At 71.9% G+C, this 17,355-nt stretch carries 14 protein-coding genes; 11 read left to right on the top strand and 3 right to left on the bottom strand.

Features of this window, described 5'->3' with window-relative positions:
* The 3 genes from IEZ31_RS59300 to IEZ31_RS52165 all read left to right on the top strand — a co-directional run.
* The coding region (locus tag IEZ31_RS59300) for a collagen-like domain-containing protein (RefSeq protein ID WP_190257629.1) at nucleotides 1–1,038 on the top strand (1,038 nt) is incomplete at its 5' end.
* A gap of 89 nt (nucleotides 1,039–1,127) precedes the next feature.
* A complete protein-coding gene (locus tag IEZ31_RS52170) occupies nucleotides 1,128–3,581 on the top strand; it encodes a DUF2334 domain-containing protein (protein WP_190257628.1) in 2,454 nt (817 codons plus the stop codon).
* A 69-nt stretch (nucleotides 3,582–3,650) separates the two neighbouring features.
* A complete protein-coding gene (locus IEZ31_RS52165; protein ID WP_190257627.1) occupies nucleotides 3,651–4,202 on the top strand; it encodes a hypothetical protein in 552 nt (183 codons plus the stop codon).
* A gap of 85 nt (nucleotides 4,203–4,287) precedes the next feature.
* Here the strand turns inward: IEZ31_RS52165 and glxA are convergent, their stop codons facing one another.
* Nucleotides 4,288–6,231: a radical copper oxidase GlxA gene (gene glxA, locus IEZ31_RS52160; RefSeq protein WP_229837166.1), complete on the bottom strand. Its 1,944-nt coding sequence runs from the start codon at nucleotides 6,229–6,231 to the stop codon at nucleotides 4,288–4,290.
* A gap of 160 nt (nucleotides 6,232–6,391) precedes the next feature.
* Between glxA and IEZ31_RS52155 the strand changes: the two genes are divergently transcribed.
* From IEZ31_RS52155 to IEZ31_RS52130, 6 genes are all read left to right on the top strand, one after another.
* Nucleotides 6,392–7,489, top strand: coding sequence for an MFS transporter (locus IEZ31_RS52155; protein ID WP_229837165.1), 1,098 nt, complete (start codon nucleotides 6,392–6,394; stop codon nucleotides 7,487–7,489).
* A 41-nt stretch (nucleotides 7,490–7,530) separates the two neighbouring features.
* Nucleotides 7,531–8,910, top strand: a complete 1,380-nt coding sequence (locus IEZ31_RS52150) for an APC family permease (RefSeq protein ID WP_190257624.1) — start codon at nucleotides 7,531–7,533, stop codon at nucleotides 8,908–8,910.
* Complete coding sequence (locus IEZ31_RS52145; protein WP_190257623.1) at nucleotides 8,903–9,904, top strand: acetamidase/formamidase family protein; 1,002 nt, start codon at nucleotides 8,903–8,905, stop codon at nucleotides 9,902–9,904. Before IEZ31_RS52150 ends, IEZ31_RS52145 begins: the two co-directional genes overlap by 8 nt.
* Nucleotides 9,905–9,926: 22 nt before the next feature.
* Complete coding sequence (locus IEZ31_RS52140; RefSeq protein ID WP_190257622.1) at nucleotides 9,927–10,796, top strand: LLM class F420-dependent oxidoreductase; 870 nt, start codon at nucleotides 9,927–9,929, stop codon at nucleotides 10,794–10,796.
* A complete protein-coding gene (locus tag IEZ31_RS52135; RefSeq protein ID WP_190257621.1) occupies nucleotides 10,780–11,256 on the top strand; it encodes a hypothetical protein in 477 nt (158 codons plus the stop codon). Before IEZ31_RS52140 ends, IEZ31_RS52135 begins: the two co-directional genes overlap by 17 nt.
* A gap of 216 nt (nucleotides 11,257–11,472) precedes the next feature.
* Complete coding sequence (locus IEZ31_RS52130; protein WP_190257620.1) at nucleotides 11,473–12,417, top strand: NAD-dependent epimerase/dehydratase family protein; 945 nt, start codon at nucleotides 11,473–11,475, stop codon at nucleotides 12,415–12,417.
* Here IEZ31_RS52130 and IEZ31_RS52125 read toward each other — a convergent pair.
* Nucleotides 12,377–14,164, bottom strand: a complete 1,788-nt coding sequence (locus IEZ31_RS52125; RefSeq protein ID WP_190257619.1) for a polysaccharide biosynthesis protein — start codon at nucleotides 14,162–14,164, stop codon at nucleotides 12,377–12,379. The two genes, IEZ31_RS52130 and IEZ31_RS52125, sit on opposite strands and share 41 nt — an antisense overlap.
* 157 nt (nucleotides 14,165–14,321) lie before the next feature.
* On the opposite strand from IEZ31_RS52125, the gene IEZ31_RS52120 reads away from it, so the two are divergent.
* Nucleotides 14,322–15,743: a tyrosine-protein kinase domain-containing protein gene (locus tag IEZ31_RS52120; RefSeq protein ID WP_190257618.1), complete on the top strand. Its 1,422-nt coding sequence runs from the start codon at nucleotides 14,322–14,324 to the stop codon at nucleotides 15,741–15,743.
* Here the strand turns inward: IEZ31_RS52120 and IEZ31_RS52115 are convergent.
* The gene (locus IEZ31_RS52115; protein WP_229837164.1) at nucleotides 15,718–16,233 is read right to left on the bottom strand and encodes an arsenate reductase/protein-tyrosine-phosphatase family protein; all 516 of its coding nucleotides are present in this window, start codon (nucleotides 16,231–16,233) and stop codon (nucleotides 15,718–15,720) included. The genes IEZ31_RS52120 and IEZ31_RS52115 overlap by 26 nt on opposite strands.
* 27 nt (nucleotides 16,234–16,260) lie before the next feature.
* Here IEZ31_RS52115 and IEZ31_RS52110 point away from each other — a divergent pair, with 27 nt between their 5' ends.
* A complete protein-coding gene (locus IEZ31_RS52110) occupies nucleotides 16,261–17,355 on the top strand; it encodes a DegT/DnrJ/EryC1/StrS family aminotransferase (RefSeq protein WP_373294851.1) in 1,095 nt (364 codons plus the stop codon).

Below are 17,355 nucleotides of genomic sequence, written 5' to 3'. Positions count from 1 at the left end.
GCCGCGGGCGCTCAGGGTGCTCAGGGCGAGAAGGGCGAGGCCGGTGCCGCGGGCGCTCAGGGTGCTCAGGGCGAGAAAGGCGACACCGGCGCCGCCGGTGCCCAGGGCGACAAGGGCGAGAAGGGCGACAAGGGGGACCAGGGCGAGCAGGGCCTCCAGGGCATCCCCGGCGTCAACGGCAAGGACGGCGCCCCCGGCCCGCAGGGCGAGAAGGGCGACAAGGGAGACCAGGGCGAGACCGGCGCGACCGGTGCGACCGGTGCCCAGGGCCTGCCGGGCATGCCGGGCGCGAGCGCGTACGACATCGCCCTCGCCGCCGACCCCACCATCGGCACGGTCGAGGAGTGGCTGCAGTCGCTCGTCGGCCACGGCACCGACGGCAAGGACGCGTACCAGATGGCCCTCGACAGCGGCCTCTTCGTCGGCAGCCCCGAGGAGTGGCTCGCCTCGCTGAAGGGTGCGCAGGGTGCCCAGGGCGAGAAGGGCGACAAGGGCGAGGCCGGCGCCGCGGGTGCCCAGGGCGCCCAGGGCGAGAAGGGTGCCGACGGGTCCAGGGGCACCGACGGCGCGAACGGCACCAACGGCGCCACCTGGCTCACCGGCGCGGGCGCTCCCGCCGCGGGGGTCGGCGCGGTCGGCGACATGTACCTCAACACCACCGACTACACGATCTACAAGAAGACCGACGCCGCGACCTGGACCCCGGCCGGCAACCTCAAGGGCGCCCAGGGTCCGCAGGGCCCGAAGGGCGACACCGGCGCGACCGGCGCCACCGGCCCGGCCGGCGCCGGCAACACCAAGCTGCAGGGCTCGCCGGTCAACTGGGGCTCCGGGTCGCGCACCTTCACCTTCGCGTGCACCAGCGGCACGGTCGTCGGCGGCGGCTGGACCTACAACACCGGCTCGGCCACGGCCTCGCAGAGCTCCTCGCACCGCGACGAGTCCGACGAGAACAACCGCACGTGGACCTTCACGCTCTCCCGCGCCGGCTCGTCCGGCTCGGTCAACGTCACGCCGTACGTCATCTGCGCGAGCTGACGAACCCCCCACCCCCGTAGGGGCCCCGGCCGCACCAGAGCCGGGGCCCCTCCCAGAATCCGAAGCCCAGCAAGGAAAGCGAGCAGCGCGTGCGAACAGTGGTGAAGCTGGTGGGGTCGGCGGTCGTCGGCACCATCGTCGCGGGAGGCCTCAGCACGGCGGCACACGCCGCGGCGCCGGCCGTCGTCGCGGTCACGCCGAAGAACGGGGCGACCGGCGTCTCGGTCGCCGCCAAACCGACGATCACGTTCAACGAGGCCACCGACCCGGCGTCGCTGCGGTACTCCTTCGTGAAGACCGCCGGCGGTGCCGCCGTCCCGGCGTACTACACCTATGACGCCCCGACGCACACCTTCACGTTCCAGCCGCGCGCGGCGCTGGCGGAGTCGACGCGGTACACGCTCACCGTGAAGGTCAAGGACACCAGCGGCGTGCTCAGCAACCCGTACGTCTGGGCGTTCACGACCGGCGTCGCCGACCGCACCGCGCCGACCGCGCCGGGTCAGCCGGTCGCGTCGGACGTGACCACGACGTCGGCCGCGCTGAGCTGGCCGGCCGCGACGGACAACGTCGGAGTCACCGGATACCGGATTTTCAGCGGTACCGCCGGCGCGCCCATCGCCACCGTCGAGGGCACGAGCACGACGCTGTCGGGGCTGACGCCGGCGACGGCGCACTCGATCACGGTCAGGGCCGTCGACGCCGCCGGCAACGTGTCCGCGGCCAGCGCGGCCGTCGAGTTCACCACGCTGACCCCGCCGCCGCTGCCGGACACGACCGCTCCCTCGCGGCCCGGCACGCCGACCGCCGGTACCGTGACACCCTCATCGGTCGCATTGAGCTGGGCGGCGTCGACCGACGACACCGGCGTCGTCGCCTATCGGATCACCGGTGGCCCGCAGGTGGTCACCGCGACCGCCACCGACGTGACGATCGAGGGCCTGGACCAGCTCAAGCAGTACACGTTCACGGTCGAGGCGCTCGACGCCGCCGGCAACGTCTCCCAGGCGAGCGAGCCGGTCGTCGTGACCACCCCGGCCAAGCCGCTGGCCAACGCCCGCAGCGGCGCCGGCATCCCCGGCGCGACCGGCAGGACGCTGGTGCTCTACGACACCACCGGCCCCTACGGCTTCCTCGGCGAGCAGTACGCCATCGCCACCGCCAACCTCGCGTCGCACTTCGGCGACTGGACGGCCCAGCCGGTCGTCGACTACCAGGCCGGCGAGCTCGACGCCTACCAGGCCGTGATCTACCTCGGCTCGACCTACGACGAGCCGCTGCCCACCGCGTTCCTCGACGACGTGACCGCCACGAGCAAGCCGGTCGTGTGGGTGTACGACAACATCTGGCAGCTGACCGCCCGCGACCCGAACTTCGGCACGAACCGCGGCTTCACCTGGACCAGCTTCGACGTGTCCCAGGTGTCGACGGTCAACTACAAGGGCCGCTCGTTCACGCGCGACCCGCAGAACGGTGCCGGGATCATGGGCACCACGATCTACGACAGCGGCAAGGTGAGCGTCGTCGGGGACGCCGTGCGCGCCGACGCCAGCACCCTGCCGTGGGCCGTCCGGTCGGGCAACTTCTGGTACCTCGGCGAGGTCCCCTACGCCTACATCAGCGCCGACGACCGGTACGTGGCCTTCGCCGACATGCTCTACGACGTGCTGGACCCGCAGGCGGCCGAGCGGCACCGCGCCCTGGTGCGCATCGAGGACGTCGGCCCGGACGCCGACCCGGCCGAGCTGCGCCGGATCACCGACTACCTGTACAGCAGGAACATCCCGTTCACGGTGGCCGTCTACTCCCGCTACCGCGACCCGAACGGCACCTACTCGGGCGGCCCGGCCGAGGACTACACGCTCGCCGACCGGCCGGCCGTGGTGGCCGAGCTCAAGTACATGGAGTCGCACGGCGGCACGCTGCTGATGCACGGGTACACGCACCAGTTCGAGAGCGCGATCAACCCGTACAACGGCGTCAGCGCCGACGACTTCGAGTTCTACATGGCGCACGTCAACGAGGCCGACAGCGTCATCTACGACGGCGCCGTCCCGGGCGACTCGCAGGAGTGGGCCCAGTCGCGGATCGACGCGGCGTTCGCCGAGTTCGCCAAGGCCGGCCTGAAGACGCCGACCATCTTCGAGTTCCCGCACTACGCCGGCTCGGACCTGGACAACAAGGCGGTCGCCGCGAACTTCCAGCGCCGCTACGACCGCGGCCTGTACGGCTCGGGCGCGCTGCGCGGCGGCACCGTGGAGTACTCGCGGATCATCGGCCAGTTCTTCCCCTACACCGTCCGCGACATCTACGGCGTGGTCACGGTGCCGGAGAACGTCGGCAACATCGAGCTGGAGCCGTTCAACAACCACCCGGCCCACCTGCCGGCCGACATCGTCAAGTCGGCGCAGCTCAACCTGGCGGTGCGCGACGGCGTGGCGAGCTTCTTCTTCCACCCGTACGTCGACGTGAGCTATCTGCAGGCCACGGTCGAGGGCGTGCTGGCGGCCGGCTACACCTTCGTCCCCGCGTCGTCGATGTAACCGCGGCCGGTCAGGGGACAGAACCGCACCGGAATCGCACCTAGTTTGGATTTGTACGACATGGCCGACATGAAGGGCGTAGCCGAGTTGACCACGATCGACCTTGACGAGAAGCCGGCCGACATCCTGACCAACGGCCCGGCGGGCGACGAGCGCCGTCCGAACCGCGTCCGCCTGGTGCTGGGTGCCCTGGCCCTGGCCGCGGTGGCCGGCGTGGCCGGCTGGCAGGCCCCGAACGCGATCGACACGCTGACGAAGCCGAAGTACCTCGGTGCGGACGCGTCGACGATCGCCGACAACCTGGGCTGCGACGGCTACACCCGGGCGGCGAAGCACACCGACGCCGTCTACACCTACCGCGACCAGGGCACCTGCACCCTGAACGGCGTGGTCGTCACGATCACCACCTTCGACGAGGCGACGGACGGCCGGACCTTCGCCGCCGTCATGGAGGCCGTGATCCCGGTCCTGCACCCGACCTGGTCCGGCGCGACGTACGCGGCGGGCGACGGCTGGAACGTGGCCGACGCCCGCAACCTGACCCCGGAGATCGCCGAGCTGGCCGTCCAGCGCCTGGGCACGGGCGCCACCCACGTGATCCCCGCGGGGCACTCCGCCTGACCCGGTCCGATCCGTTCGGCCTCATGATCGATGGAGACTTCTGGCTGCCATGACGACCAGAAGTCTCCATCGATCATGTTGCGTCCTAGTTGACCTGGACCCAGCGGGCCTGGGAGGGGACGCCGTTCTTGTCGACGAGGAACAGCATGTACGGCCCCGGGGGGAGCAGGGCCTGCGACGAGGGCACCGTCACCGTCACCGAGTCGGCGGCGGCGGTCAGGTCCAGGGCCACCGTCCGCTGCTCGGTGTTGAGCATGTGGGTGGCGGCGCTCGGGCGGATCAGGCGGGCCGAGGCCACGCCCGCCGTCGACATGGACTTGAAGGTGGCCCGCTGGCCGTACGTCAGCGTGGTGGGGCCCTCGCCGACGACCGGGCCGGGGCCGCGGAAGAGATACGCCGGGGTGTAGATCTCCAGGCGCTGCTCGAACGTGCCCGTGATGCTGTTCTTCTTGTCGCGGAACAGCGGGTCGGAGCCCACCGTGAGCACGCGGCCGTCCGGCAGCAGGACCGCGGCGCTGTGGTAGTTGCGGCCCACGTGCGGGTCGGCCGCGACCGACAGGGTGTTCGTCGACGGGTGGTAGATGCGCGCCGTGTGGTTGTCGGAGGCGCCGCGGCCGCGGTAGTCGCCGGAGCCGTTGGTGATCAGGACCGTGTCGTCGGGGAGCTGGACCAGGTTGGGGTAGCGGGTGCCGTGCGGCAGGTCGGGGCCGGCCGTGAAGCGCGGGCTGGCGTCGCCGAGCTTGATGACGTCGATGCGCTTGGTCGACTTCGCCGACTCGCCGACCCCGCCGCCGCCGACCACGATCACCCGCTGGTCCTGCACCGGGCCGGCGAAGGCCGACATGCTCGTCTCCAGCTGGTCGGCGTCGCGCAGGCCGGGCACCGCCTCGAAGCTGTTGTCGCCGAGGTTCCAGAAGCCGGGGACGCGGCCCTTGGTCGCCGGGCCGTAGCCCGAGTTGGAGCCGGAGAAGAACAGCACGCCCGCGCGATCGGTCTGGAACAGCGCCGGGTAGGTCGGGAAGTAGCGGTCCAGGTCGCGGCGGATCGTCCACTGCTTGGTCTGCGGGTCGTAGATCTCGTTCTGCGCGCCGCTGACCACCTCGCCGCTGCCGTCGAGGCCGGACACCGCGAGGACCGAGCCGTCGGGCAGGCCGGTCAGCGTCGGATACCACCGCTTCTCGTGCATGTCGCCCACCCGCTCGTACTGCTCGGTGAACGGGTTGAACTCGTAGGCCTCCTTGCGGCCCTGGTAGTCCTGCTTCTTCATCTCGATCTTGTCGGCGATCGCGTAGAGGTTGTGCGCGTCGATGCCGGACAGGCCCACGAACTCGTACTGCGCGTAGGTGGTCCGCACGTAGTCGGCGCCCTCCTCGGCCGCGTCGACCCAGATCTTCGTCTGGCCGGCCGTGATGGTGACGGTCGGCGGGGCGTTCTTGGTGTGCGCGGGCGTGATGACCTTCGTGGCCGCGGGAACGACGAAGTCGTCGTTGGCGATGTACTTCTTCCCGTCCGGGGCGACGAACGCCGTGCCCTTCGGGAACGCGCGCTCACTCTCCGGCGACTCGTTCTTCACCGTGAGCGTGCCGCCGGCCCGCTCGACGTTCTGCTCGAGCACCTCATAGCGCAGGGTGCCGCCGGCCACCAGCAGCTTGCCGTCGGGCAGGAACGCGTGCCCGGCGCAGAACAGGTCGGTCGGCGTCGGCACCAGCGCGGTGTGCCCGTTGGCCGGGTCAAAGATGAGCGTCTTGAACGTGCCGGCCTCGAACTGCGTGCGGTCGTTGCCGGAGCCGGCGATGAGCAGGATCTTGCCCGACGGGAGCAGCGCGGCGTGGATCGCGTTGACCCGCTGGCCCTTCGGCAGCTCGACGACCTGCCAGAACCCGTGCGTGGCCTTGTATTCGGCGCTGTTGATCTTCCGCTCGTGCATCCAGTTGTTGGCGGCGGACCACATCGGCGGGATGTTGGCGCCCCCGAGCACCGCCGCCGCCACGACGGGCAGGATGATCTTCCGGCGAATCCAGTGCGGCACCAACGCGAGTCCTCCTCGGCCAAGCGAACCGGTTGAACCTAACCGCATGGACAGGGCCCGCCCAATCGGCCGTAGGGGCCTGTCACGCTCCGCTGTGCGCTGAATACGCCGACGGCGATAAGTCTTGCCCGCCGGGCCGGAAGCGCGATCAAGTTGCCGGGTGTGGAACCACCCCGTCCTCCGCCGGCTGCTGCCCGGGCTCGCGTTCTCCGCCCTTGGCGACGGCATGTCGATCGTCGCCGTGAGCTGGCTCGCGCTCGAGCTCGACCCCCGCCCGACCTGGGTGGCGGTCGCGGTCGCCGCCTACTCCCTGCCCAGCGCGCTCGGCGGCGTCCTCTTCGCGCGCTGGCTGCGCACCAGGCCGGGGGCCCAGCTCGCCGGCTGGAACGCCGTCCTGCGCGCCGGCTGCCTCGGCGCGGTCGCCGTGACCTACGCGCTCGGCGCCCTGAGCCCCGGCCTGTTCGTCGCGCTGCTCGCGGTCTCGTCGCTGCTCGCCGCCTGGGGCTCGGCCGGCCGCTACGCCCTCATCGCCGAGCTGCTGCCCGCCGAGCGGCACGTCGCCGCCAACGCGGTGCTCACGACGATCGCCGAGTTCGCCACGATCGCCGGCCCGCCGCTCGCGGGCCTGCTCATCGCCTGGACCAACCCGGGCGTGGTGATCGCCATCGACGCCGCCTCATTCGCGGTGCTCGCTCTTACTTACCGCATGGTCCCGCGCACCCCCCGCGCACCCGAGCCGAAGCGGGAGCACCTCAAGGTGACCGGCCTGATCGTCCTCGGCGCGCTGTTCTTCTTCCTGTTCGGCCCGTTCTACGCGGCCATGCCGATCCACGTGTCCGAGAACCTCGGCGGCGACGCGACCCTGCTCGGCTGGTACTACACGGCGTTCGGCGCCGGAGCGGTGGCCGGCGGCCTGCTCACCGCGCGGGTGCGCCGCCACCCGCCGGTCGCCGCCATCATCGGCGCGTTCGGCATCGCGATGCTCCCGCTCGGCCTCGGCGCGCCGCAGCCGCTCGCCATGGCCGCGTTCGGGGTCGCCGGCCTGGTCTGGGCCCCGTTCCTGCCGGTCGCCATGGCCCGCCTCCAGGGTGACACCCGCGCCCTGGCCACCTTCGGCTCGGTCGCCGCCCTGGCCGCGCCGCTCGGCACGGTGCTCGGCGGCCCCCTGGTCGAGGCGTTCGGCGCCCGCCAGACCCTGCTGCTGTGCGCCGTCGCGACCGTCGCCCTCGGTGCGGTGGCGGCGATCCGCCGTAAGTGAGATCTTTCCAGATTCAAGTATTCGGTCTACCGTGTGGCGACATGACGGACCCACAGCAGATCGAGCGGTTCGGATACACCCAGGAACTGCAGCGCTCGCTCACGTTCACCGACCTCCTGGTGTACGGCCTCATCTTCATGGTGCCGATCGCGCCGTTCGGCATCTTCGGCGGCGTCTTCCAGGGCTCCGGCGGCATGGTCGCCCTCGCGTATGCCATCGGCATGGTCGCCATGGTCTTCACCGCGCTGTCCTACGCCCAGATGGTCAAGGCGTTCCCCATGGCCGGCTCGGTCTACAGCTACGCCGGGCGCGGGATCGCGGCCCCGGTCGGCTTCCTGGCCGGCTGGGTGATCCTGCTCGACTACGTGCTGGTGCCCGGCCTGCTGTACCTCATCGCCAGCGTCGCGATGAACTCCGTGGTCACCGCAGTGCCGGTGTGGGTCTGGCTGGTCGCCTTCGTCGCGCTCAACACCGTCGTCAACCTGCTCGGCATCCAGCTCACCGCGATCGTCAACAAGTTCATGCTCGTCGGCGAGCTGATCGTGCTGGCGATCTTCCTGGTCATCGGCGTCGTGGCGCTCGCGCAGGGCAAGGGCCGCGGGTTCAGCTTCGAGCCGCTGTACAACAGCGCCACCTTTTCCTGGTCCCTCGTCTTCGGGGCGGTGTCGATCGCGGTGCTGTCGTTCCTCGGCTTCGACGGCATCTCGATGCTCGCCGAGGAGCACAAGGGCGAGGCCCGGCAGATCGGCCGGTCGATGGTGGCCGCGCTGATGCTCGCGGGCGTGCTGTTCATCGTGCAGACGTGGGTCGCGGCGCTGCTGGTGCCGGAGCCGCAGCGGCTCCTCGCCGAGGGGGACTCGGACGGGACCGCCTTCTACGACGCGGCCCACGTCGGGGGCGGCGCCTGGCTCGCCACGCTGACCGCGGTCGCGACCGCCGTGGCCTGGGGCTTCGCCAACTCGCTGGTGGCGCAGGTGGCGACCTCCCGCCTGCTGTACGCGATGGCGCGCGACCGGCAGCTGCCGTCGTTCCTGTCGCGCATCTCGCAGCGGCACAAGGTGCCGACGAATGCCACCTTCGTCGTGGCGGTGGTGTCGCTCGCGCTGGGCCTCTACATGTGGTCGCGCGACGACGGCATCACGCTGCTGTCGACGCTGATCAACTTCGGGGCGATGACCGCGTTCCTGGCCCTGCACGTCTCGGTGTTCTGGCACCACGTCGTTCGCAACGGCAGCCGCGACTGGCTGCGCCACCTGGTGTTCCCGTTGATCGGGTTCGCGATCCTGCTGTACGTCGTCATCAACGCCAAGGTCGCCGCGCAGATGCTCGGCTTCACCTGGCTCGGCATCGGCGTGGTCATCCTCGTCGTGCTCTACGCCACCGGCCGCCGGCCCCGACTCGCGGGACAGACCAATGAGTGACCTGCACGTCTACCGGCCGGAGCCGGACGAGCTCGCGTACACCTTCGGCGGGCGGCCCCCGGTGCGCCGGGTCCGCCCCGGCGACGTGCTGCGGGTGTCCACTGAGGACTGCTTCGGCGGGAAGGTCCGCGGCGTCGACGACCTGCCGACCGTGGTCTGCCGGTTCCCGTACCTCAACCCGGTCAGCGGCCCGTTCCACGTCGAGGGCGCCGAGCCGGGCGACACGCTCGCGCTGCACTTCGCGTCGATCGAGCCGGCCCGCGACTGGGCCGTGTCCAGCACGTTCCCGCACTTCGGCGCGCTGACGTCGACGTCGCACACGGCGACGCTGCAGCCGCCGCTCGAGGAGCGGGTGTGGTGGTACGAGCTGGCGCGCGACCTCGGCATCGCGCGGTACCGTGCCCGCAACAGCGACTTCACCGTCGACCTGCCGATGGACCCGATGCACGGCACCGTCGGGGTGGCGCCGGCGGCGTCGGAGGTGAAGATGACGATCACGCCCGACGCGCACGGCGGCAACATGGACACCCCCGAGCTGCGGGCGGGCGTCACGGTGTACCTCGGGGTCAACGTCGACGGCGCCCTCTTCGCCCTGGGCGACGGCCACGCGCGGCAGGGCCACGGCGAGGTCAGCGGCGTGGCCGTCGAGGCGGCGATGGAGACGACGGTCGTCGTGGAGCTGCTCAAGGCGGTACCGACGCCGTGGCCACGGCTCGAGTCGGACGACTTCCTGATGAGCACCGGCTCGGCCCGCCCGCTGGAGGACGCGTTCCGCATCAGCCAGCACGACCTCGTCACCTGGGTCGCCGGGCTGACCGGCCTCGACCACCTCGACGCCTACCAGCTGGTCAGCCAGGCGGGCGAGGCCCCCGTCGGAAACGTCTGCGACACCAACTACACGATAGTCGCCAAGATCTTGAAGCGGTACCTCGGGAGGATCTCCGTTTACGAAGGGGTCCACGACCGTTTGCGGAGGATCGCGGCGGCCCTGTGAGGATCCGCGTTAGGTTTGGCCCATGAAGCTGGGTCTGCACTACTGGAACTACTCGACCCCGGCGGAGCCGGCCGCCATCGCACCGACCCTGCGCGAGACCGCCCAGATCGCCGACCAGGCGGGGGTGGACTCGTTCACCGTCATGGACCACTTCTTCCAGATGGAACAGACGGCCCCTGCCGAGGAGCCGATGCTGGAGGGCTACACGACGCTCGGCTACCTCGCCGCGCTGACCTCGCGGATGACGCTGGGCCTGCTGGTGACCGGGGTGATGTACCGTCACCCCGGCATCCTCGCCAAGACCGTCAGCACGCTCGACGTGCTCTCCGGCGGCCGCGCCCGCCTCGGCATCGGCGCGTCCTGGTATGAGCGCGAGCAGCGCGGCCTGGGCGTCCCGGTCGTCCCCGTCGCCGAGCGCTTCGAGCGCCTGGAGGAGACGCTGCAGATCTGCCTGCAGATGTGGAGCGACGACAACGGCCCCTACGAGGGCCGCCACTACCGGCTCGCCGAGACGCTGAACTCGCCGCAGCCCCTGACCCGCCCGCGCCCCATGATCATGATCGGCGGGGGCGGCGAGAAGAAGACGCTGCGCCTGGTGGCGAAGTACGCCGACGCGTGCAACATCTTCGGCAGCTCGGCCGCCGACGTCGAGCACAAGCTGTCGGTGCTCCGCGAGCACTGCGCGGCGGAGGGCCGCGACTACGGCACGATCGTCAAGACGGCGCTGGTGAACCGCCCGGCGCTGGTGGACGTCGACGCCTGGCTGGCCGACGTGGAGGCGTTCGGCAAGCTGGGCATCACGGAGGTCATGCTCATGCCCGACCGTCACCCGGTCGAGTTCGTCACCGGCGTCGCCGAGCAGATCGTCCCGAGGCTTGCGCAGCTTCCCTGACATCCTGCTGATCAGCACGCTGCCCGGCCTGGTGGACGCACCCTCGCGCGAGACCGTCCACCGGCCGGACGGCGTCCTGACGCTGGGCACGATCGCCTCGGTGCCGGTGGCCGTGGCGGCCACCGCGGCGGCGGGCGCCCGCTGGGTGATCTCGGTCGCCCTGGCGCCGGCCGCCCACCCGACCCGCCGGGGCGACGTGATCGTCCCGACTGACGCCGCCGACCCGGCCCTGCTGCGGCTGGCCCGCGAGGTCCCCGAGGGTGACTGGCTCCCGGAGCACTACGCCCCGGTCGCGCACTTCGACACTTGCCGGGTGCTGGGCGTGCCCCCGTCGCCCGCGGGCGTCTCCCTGACCGTGTACGGCGTCTGCCCACCCGGCTTGTCCCCGGCGGCCCGCGCGGACGCCGGCGACGCGGCGGTGTCCTTCGCCCGCGCCGTGGTCGCCCACCTCGCCCCCTGACAGCGCCGATCTTGCAGTTGTGGTGCCCGCCTCGGACGTTATTGCCCGGGTTTATCCGGCACCACAACTGCAAGATCGGCGCGCTGGGGTGCGGCGCTCGACGCGGGTCGGGTGAATGGGTGACGCTCGGCGACTTCCGGGCTGCCGTTCGCACCTTTGGTCCAAAAAGTCCGTAATGCGTCACCTTCCGCCGCGCGCGGGCGTTGGACTGCAACGATGAGAGTGCTCGTAACCGGCGGAGCCGGGTTTATCGGTGGGAACCTCTGCCGGGAGCTGGTGGCGCATCCCGGCATCGACGAGGTCGTGGTGTTCGACGATCTCACCACCGGCACCGAGAGCAACCTGGAAGGCGTCGGCGCCGAGCTCGTCGTCGGCAGCATTCTCGAGCCCGACGCCCTCGACGACGTCGTGGCCCACAGCGACGCCGTCATCCACCTCGCGGCCCGGCCGTCCGTGCCCCGGTCGGTCGCCGACCCCGTCCGCAGCCACCTGGTCAACGCCACCGGCACCGTGAACGTCCTCGAAGCCTGCCGCCGCCACGACAAGCACCTCGTCGCCGCGTCCTCGTCGTCCGTCTACGGGCCGACCCGGACGCTGCCGAAGCATGAGGAGCTGCCCACGCGGCCGCAGAGTCCGTACGCCGCCAGCAAGCTCGCCGCCGAGTCCGCCGTCCTCGCCTACGGTGCGACCTACGGGCTGCCGGTGCTCGCGCTGCGGTTCTTCAACGTGTACGGGCCGCTGCAGTCGGTCGGGCACGCCTACGCGGCGGTGATCCCCACGTTCGCCGACGCGGCGCTGCGCGGCCTGCCCCTGCACATCCACGGCGACGGGCGGCAGACGCGCGACTTCACGTACGTCGGATCGGTCGCGCGCCTGCTGACCGACGCCGTCGTGCGGCGGGTCGCCAGCCCGACCCCGGTCAACCTGGCGTTCGGGACGCGGACCTCGCTGCTCGACCTCGTCGACCGGATCAGGGGCATGGTCGACCTCCCGGTCGAGGTGGTCTTCGACCCGGCCCGGCCGGGCGACGTGCGCGACTCGCAGGCCGACTCCGAGCGGCTCGAGGAGCTCTTCCCCGGCCACGGTCCGGTCCCGCTGGAGTTCGGCCTCCGCGAGACCGTCAGCTGGTATGCGCGGCAGATAGCGTCGGTACCTCGATAGCCGGCACCACGCACAGGTCGGCCAGCTGGCCGACCAGTGCGGCCGGAGCCGTGGAAGGCGACAGGGCCAGCACCAGAGCAGGGTCCAGCGGCGGCACCGAGACGTGCGAGATCAGCGGGTGCAGCGGCCGCACGTCGGCCTCCCCGAGGCCGAAGAGCTCCTCGTGCAGCTTCTCGCCCGGGCGCAGGCCCGTGTAGACGACCTCGATCGGCCGGGTGGACAGCGCGGCCAGCTGGTGGGCGAGCTCGTCGATGCGCACCGGCGCGCCCATGTCGAGCACGAGCGCCTCGCCGCCGGCCCCCAGCGCGGCCGCCTGGATGACCAGCTGGACGGCCTCCTGGACGGTCATGAAGTATCGGGTGACCGACGGATCCGTGACCGTCACCGGGCCGCCGGCCTCGACCTGCGCCTGGAAGGCGGTGACGACCGAGCCCCGGCTGCCGAGGACGTTGCCGAAGCGGACGTTGAGGTAGGTGCCGTCGGCGACCGTCGAGCGGTGTGCGGTGAGCCGCTCGGTGATTCGCTTCGAGTAGCCGAGCACGCTGACCGGGTTGGCCGCCTTGTCCGTAGAAATGTTGACAAACCGGGAGACGCCAGCCGCCGCGGCCGCCGACAGCACGTTCAGCGTCCCGATGACGTTGGTCTGCAGCGCCTCCCCGGGATGGCGCTCCAGCAGCGTCAGGTGCTTCAGTGCGGCCGCGTGGAACACCACCTCCGGCCGCCGCGCGGCGAACACCGCTGCAAGGGCCGCCGCGTCGCGCAGGTCGGCCAGGATGAGCTCCGGGCTGTCCAGCAGCGCCCGGCCGTGGATCGACAGCTGCACCGCATGCAGCGCCGACTCGTCGCGGTCGAGCATCATCAGCTCGGCCGGCCCGAAGCGGTACAGCTGGCGGCACAGCTCCGACCCGATCGACCCGCCGGCGCCGGTGACCAGCACGCGCTTGCCGGTGAGGTAGTCGCCGATCGCGCCCAGGTCGGTGTCGATCTGCCGGCGCCCGAGCAGGTCGGACAGCTGCACCTCGCGCACGTCGCCCACGGAGGCGTCGAGGCTCTCGTCGAGCGACGGCAGCACCGACAGCGCCCGGCCGGTGGCGGTGACCAGCGCGCGGACCGAGCGCAGCAGGGCGCCGTCGCCGTTGCGGATCGCGAAGATGACCCCGGACGCGCCGGTGCGCTCCAGCACGGCGATGAGCGAGGCCCGCCCGCCGAGCACCGGCACGCCCTCGATGCGCAGGTTGCGCTTGGCCGGGTCGTCGTCGATCACGCCCACGGGGCGGTAGCGGCAGTGCGGGTCGTGCAGCATCGAGCGCAGCAGCCGGTGCCCGGCCGCGCCGGCACCGTAGACGAGCACGGGCTCCCGCCCGGCCAGCGACCGGCGCTCCCGGCGCAGGCGCGCGGCGCCCCGCACGGCGACCATCCCGAGCAGGGCGGTCATCGCGGCGACGACCGGGATGCCGGCCGGGGCGGTCGGCATCGGGTTGAGTGCGTAGAGCGCGGCGCCGGCCGCGGCCGTGGTCAGCCCGACCGCGCGCAGCTCGTCGAGGGTGCCGCGGTCGTAGCGCCGGCGGTACAGGTGCACCGGCCAGGCGATCGCGGTGTGCAGCGCCGCAGCGAGGAGGATCGCGCCCACGGCGTGCGGCAGCGGGGGCCACTCCGGTGCGATGGCCACGGCAAGCGCCAGGCCACCCGCCCAGGCGCACAGGTCGGCCGGCAGAGCGCCTGGTCCGGCCGGTCGGTGGAAGTCCATCACGATCCCCCCGCAGCGTCGGATGGCGATCATTCTTCACGATTGCCGGGGGGAATGTCGGGTAAAAACCTTATCGGGGAAATTAGACGGTTTCATCTCTTGCCCACCTCCCGTGTGTAACGCTTCGTAAGTAAGCGGCTACGGGAGGTCATGGCGCATGGAGCTGCGCGACTATGTCAGCGCGGTCCGCAAACGCTGGTGGCTGGTGGCCACGACGGCGTGCCTGGCGCTGGTGGGCGCGGTGGTCGTCACCGCGACGACGGCGCCGACCTACGCGGCCGGGGTCACCTTCTTCGTCAGCACGCCCAGCAGCGGGATCACCGACGCCTACCAGGGCGGCCTCTTCTCGCAGCAGCGCGCCCGCTCGTACGTCACGCTCATCGGCAGCGACCGGCTGGCCCGCGCCGTCGCGCAGGACCCCGGCGTGGGACTCGGCGCCGACGGCGTGAAGCGGCGCCTCTCCGCCCGCACCGTGCCCGACACCGTGCTGCTCGACGTCACCGTCGTCGATACCGACAGCGCCCGCGCGCTGCGCATCGCGCAGGCGGTCGCCGTGCGGTTCGAAGCGCTGGTCGCGGTGCTGGAGACCCCGCCGGGCGGCGACACCCCGACCGTGCGGGTCGACGTCGTGAGCGGCCCCCGGGTCAGCACCGACCCGGTGGGGCCCCGGCCGGCCCGCAACTTCGGGCTGGCCCTGCTCGTCGGGCTGGTCGTCGGCGCCGCGCTCGCCGTGCTGCGGGAGATCCTCGACAACACCGTCCGGTCGGTCACCTCGTTGCGCCAGGCCTCCGGAAAGGCGATCCTCGCCGCGGTACCGCTGGATCCGCGGGCCAGGGAGGAACCGCTCCTGGTCGAGGACGCGGCCTGGTCGCCCCGGGGCGAGGCGCTCCGGCACCTGCGGACCAACCTGCAGTTCGTCGACCCCGACCGCAGCGCCCGCTGCGTCGTGGTGACCAGCGCCCTGCCCGACGAGGGCAAGTCCACGATCGCCTGCAACCTCGCCATCGTCCTCGCCGAGGCCGGGCACCGCGTGCTGCTGGTCGACGCCGACGTGCGCCGCCCGAGGCTCGCCACCTACCTCGACCTCGAAGGCGCCGTCGGCCTGACCAACGTCCTCGTCGGCCAGGTCGACCTCGACACCGCCGTCCAGCGCTGGGGCGACCGCGACCTGTGGGTCCTGCCCAGCGGCTCGATCCCGCCCAACCCGAGCGAGCTGCTCGGCTCGAAGCAGATGGCGAACCTGCTGGCGACGGTCAGCGAGTCCTACGACTACGTCGTCGTGGACACCTCGCCGCTGCTCGTCGTCACCGACGCCGCGGTCGTCGCCAGCCGCGCCGACGGGGCGGTGCTGGTGACCCGGGCCGGCAAGACGAGCGTCGCGCAGGTGCAGTCGGCCGTCGCCGCGGTCGAGGCGGTCTCCGCCCGGCTGTTCGGCTGCGTGCTCAACGCGGCGAAGGGCGCCGACGGCGACGGCTACACCTACGCGTACTACGGCCCGCGCGAGGCCGAACGGCCCCATCCGCCGGTCCAGACCGCGCTCGCGGACGAGCCGATCACCGCCGGGCGGCGAGGAGGCTGAGGATGCGGTTGATGGTGTCGGCGCACTCGCGGAAGCCGTCGAGCGGGCCACCGATCGGGTCGGCCAGGTCGTCGTCGCCCGGCGCGGCGGGCTGCAGCCGCCCGCGCACCCGCGACAGCGCGGCGCGGTCGAAGGGATCGTCGCCGGGCGGGAGCGCGGCCAGGTACCGGCCGTACTGCAGCAGCGTGAACGTCCGCCCGGCCGCCGCCGGCGCCAGGGTCACGCACGCGGCCCGCTCGGCGCGGGTCGCGGCCAGCACCAGGCCGGGAGTCAGCGCGGGGCCGGCCAGCAGGGGCGGGGTCAGCCGGCGGCTGCGGAACCCGGCCGGGTCGGCGCCGAACTCCCGCAGCACCGCCTGCGCGTTGCCGGCCATCTCCAGGCCCGGCACCGCGTGGGTGCCGGCGCTCTGCGCGGCGAACCCGTGCCACGCCGCCAGCCGCTCGGCCATCGCCGACCGGCAGAGGTTGGCCCGGCACACGAACAGCAACACGGACAACTCCAATGGGGGCGGATCGCGGTGACACGCATCTTCCTGTCGTCGCCCGACATGTCGGGCACCGAGGAGCGCTACCTGGTCAACGCGCTGCGGTCCGGTTGGGTCGCGCCCGTCGGGCCGGATCTCGACGCGTTCGAGCGGGAGATCGCCGAGCGCTGCGGCACCGCGCACGCCGTCGGGGTGTCGTCCGGCACCGCCGCGCTGCACCTGGCGCTGCTGGCGCTCGGCGTCGGCCCGGGCGACGCGGTGATCGTGCCGACGCTCACGTTCGCGGCCACCGCGAACGCCGTCGTCTATACGGGCGCCGAGCCGGTCTTCGTGGACTGCCGGCCCGATGACGGCAACATCGACGCTTCGCTGGTCGAAGCGGTGGTCAAGCAGGAGAAGATCAAGGCGATCCTGCCGGTGGACCTGTTCGGTTCCTGCGCCGACTACACGGCGCTGGCCGCCCTGGAAGTGCCGATCATCGAGGATGCCGCCGAGGCCCTCGGCGCGACCCACGCCGGCCGGCCCGCCGGCTCGTTCGGCCGGGCGGCCGCCCTGTCGTTCAACGGCAACAAGATCATGACCACCTCCGGCGGTGGCATGGTCGTCACCGACGACGAGTGGCTCGCCCGCCGCTGCCGGCACCTCGCCACCCAGGCCCGCGAGCCGGTACCGCACTACGAGCACGCCGACGTCGGCTACAACTACCGGCTCAGCAACCTGCTGGCCGCACTGGGGCGGGCCCAGCTGAGCCGGCTCGACGAGATGATCAAGCGGCGGCGGCAGCTGCGGGAGCGGTACGCCGAGCGCTTCGCCGGCCTGCCGGGCGTGCGCCTGCTCGGCGCGGGTGACCCCGGCGCCAACTGCTGGCTGACGGCGATCGTCGTCGACCCCGACGAGGCCGGCTGGCAGGCACACGAGCTCGGCGCGCACCTCGACCGGCACGACATCGAGACGCGTCCGGTGTGGAAGCCGATGCATCTGCAGCCGGTGTACCGCGGCCGCCGCGCCTGGCTGACCGGCGCCGCCGACCGCCTCTTCGCGACCGGCCTCAACCTGCCCAGCGGCTCGGCCATCCGCGACCCCGATCGCATCTTCGCCGCGATCGACGAGTTCCTGGAGCGGCGGTGA

Source organism: Dactylosporangium sucinum, assembly GCF_014647515.1.
Lineage (GTDB): Bacteria > Actinomycetota > Actinomycetes > Mycobacteriales > Micromonosporaceae > Dactylosporangium > Dactylosporangium sucinum.
The sequence above is the reverse complement of the archived record's forward strand: the minus strand, read 5'-3'. Positions and strand labels throughout refer to the sequence as shown.

What these genes read in the sequence shown, in the direction of transcription:
- IEZ31_RS52125 (WP_190257619.1), bottom strand. Translation starts at nt 14,164, where the DNA reads ATGGACTTCCACCGACCGGCCGGACCAGGCGCTCTGCCGGCCGACCTG.
- IEZ31_RS52120 (WP_190257618.1), top strand. Translation starts at nt 14,322, where the DNA reads ATGGAGCTGCGCGACTATGTCAGCGCGGTCCGCAAACGCTGGTGGCTG.
- IEZ31_RS52140 (WP_190257622.1), top strand. Translation starts at nt 9,927, where the DNA reads ATGAAGCTGGGTCTGCACTACTGGAACTACTCGACCCCGGCGGAGCCG.
- IEZ31_RS52165 (WP_190257627.1), top strand. Translation starts at nt 3,651, where the DNA reads ATGAAGGGCGTAGCCGAGTTGACCACGATCGACCTTGACGAGAAGCCG.
- IEZ31_RS52150 (WP_190257624.1), top strand. Translation starts at nt 7,531, where the DNA reads ATGACGGACCCACAGCAGATCGAGCGGTTCGGATACACCCAGGAACTG.
- IEZ31_RS52130 (WP_190257620.1), top strand. Translation starts at nt 11,473, where the DNA reads ATGAGAGTGCTCGTAACCGGCGGAGCCGGGTTTATCGGTGGGAACCTC.
- IEZ31_RS52145 (WP_190257623.1), top strand. Translation starts at nt 8,903, where the DNA reads ATGAGTGACCTGCACGTCTACCGGCCGGAGCCGGACGAGCTCGCGTAC.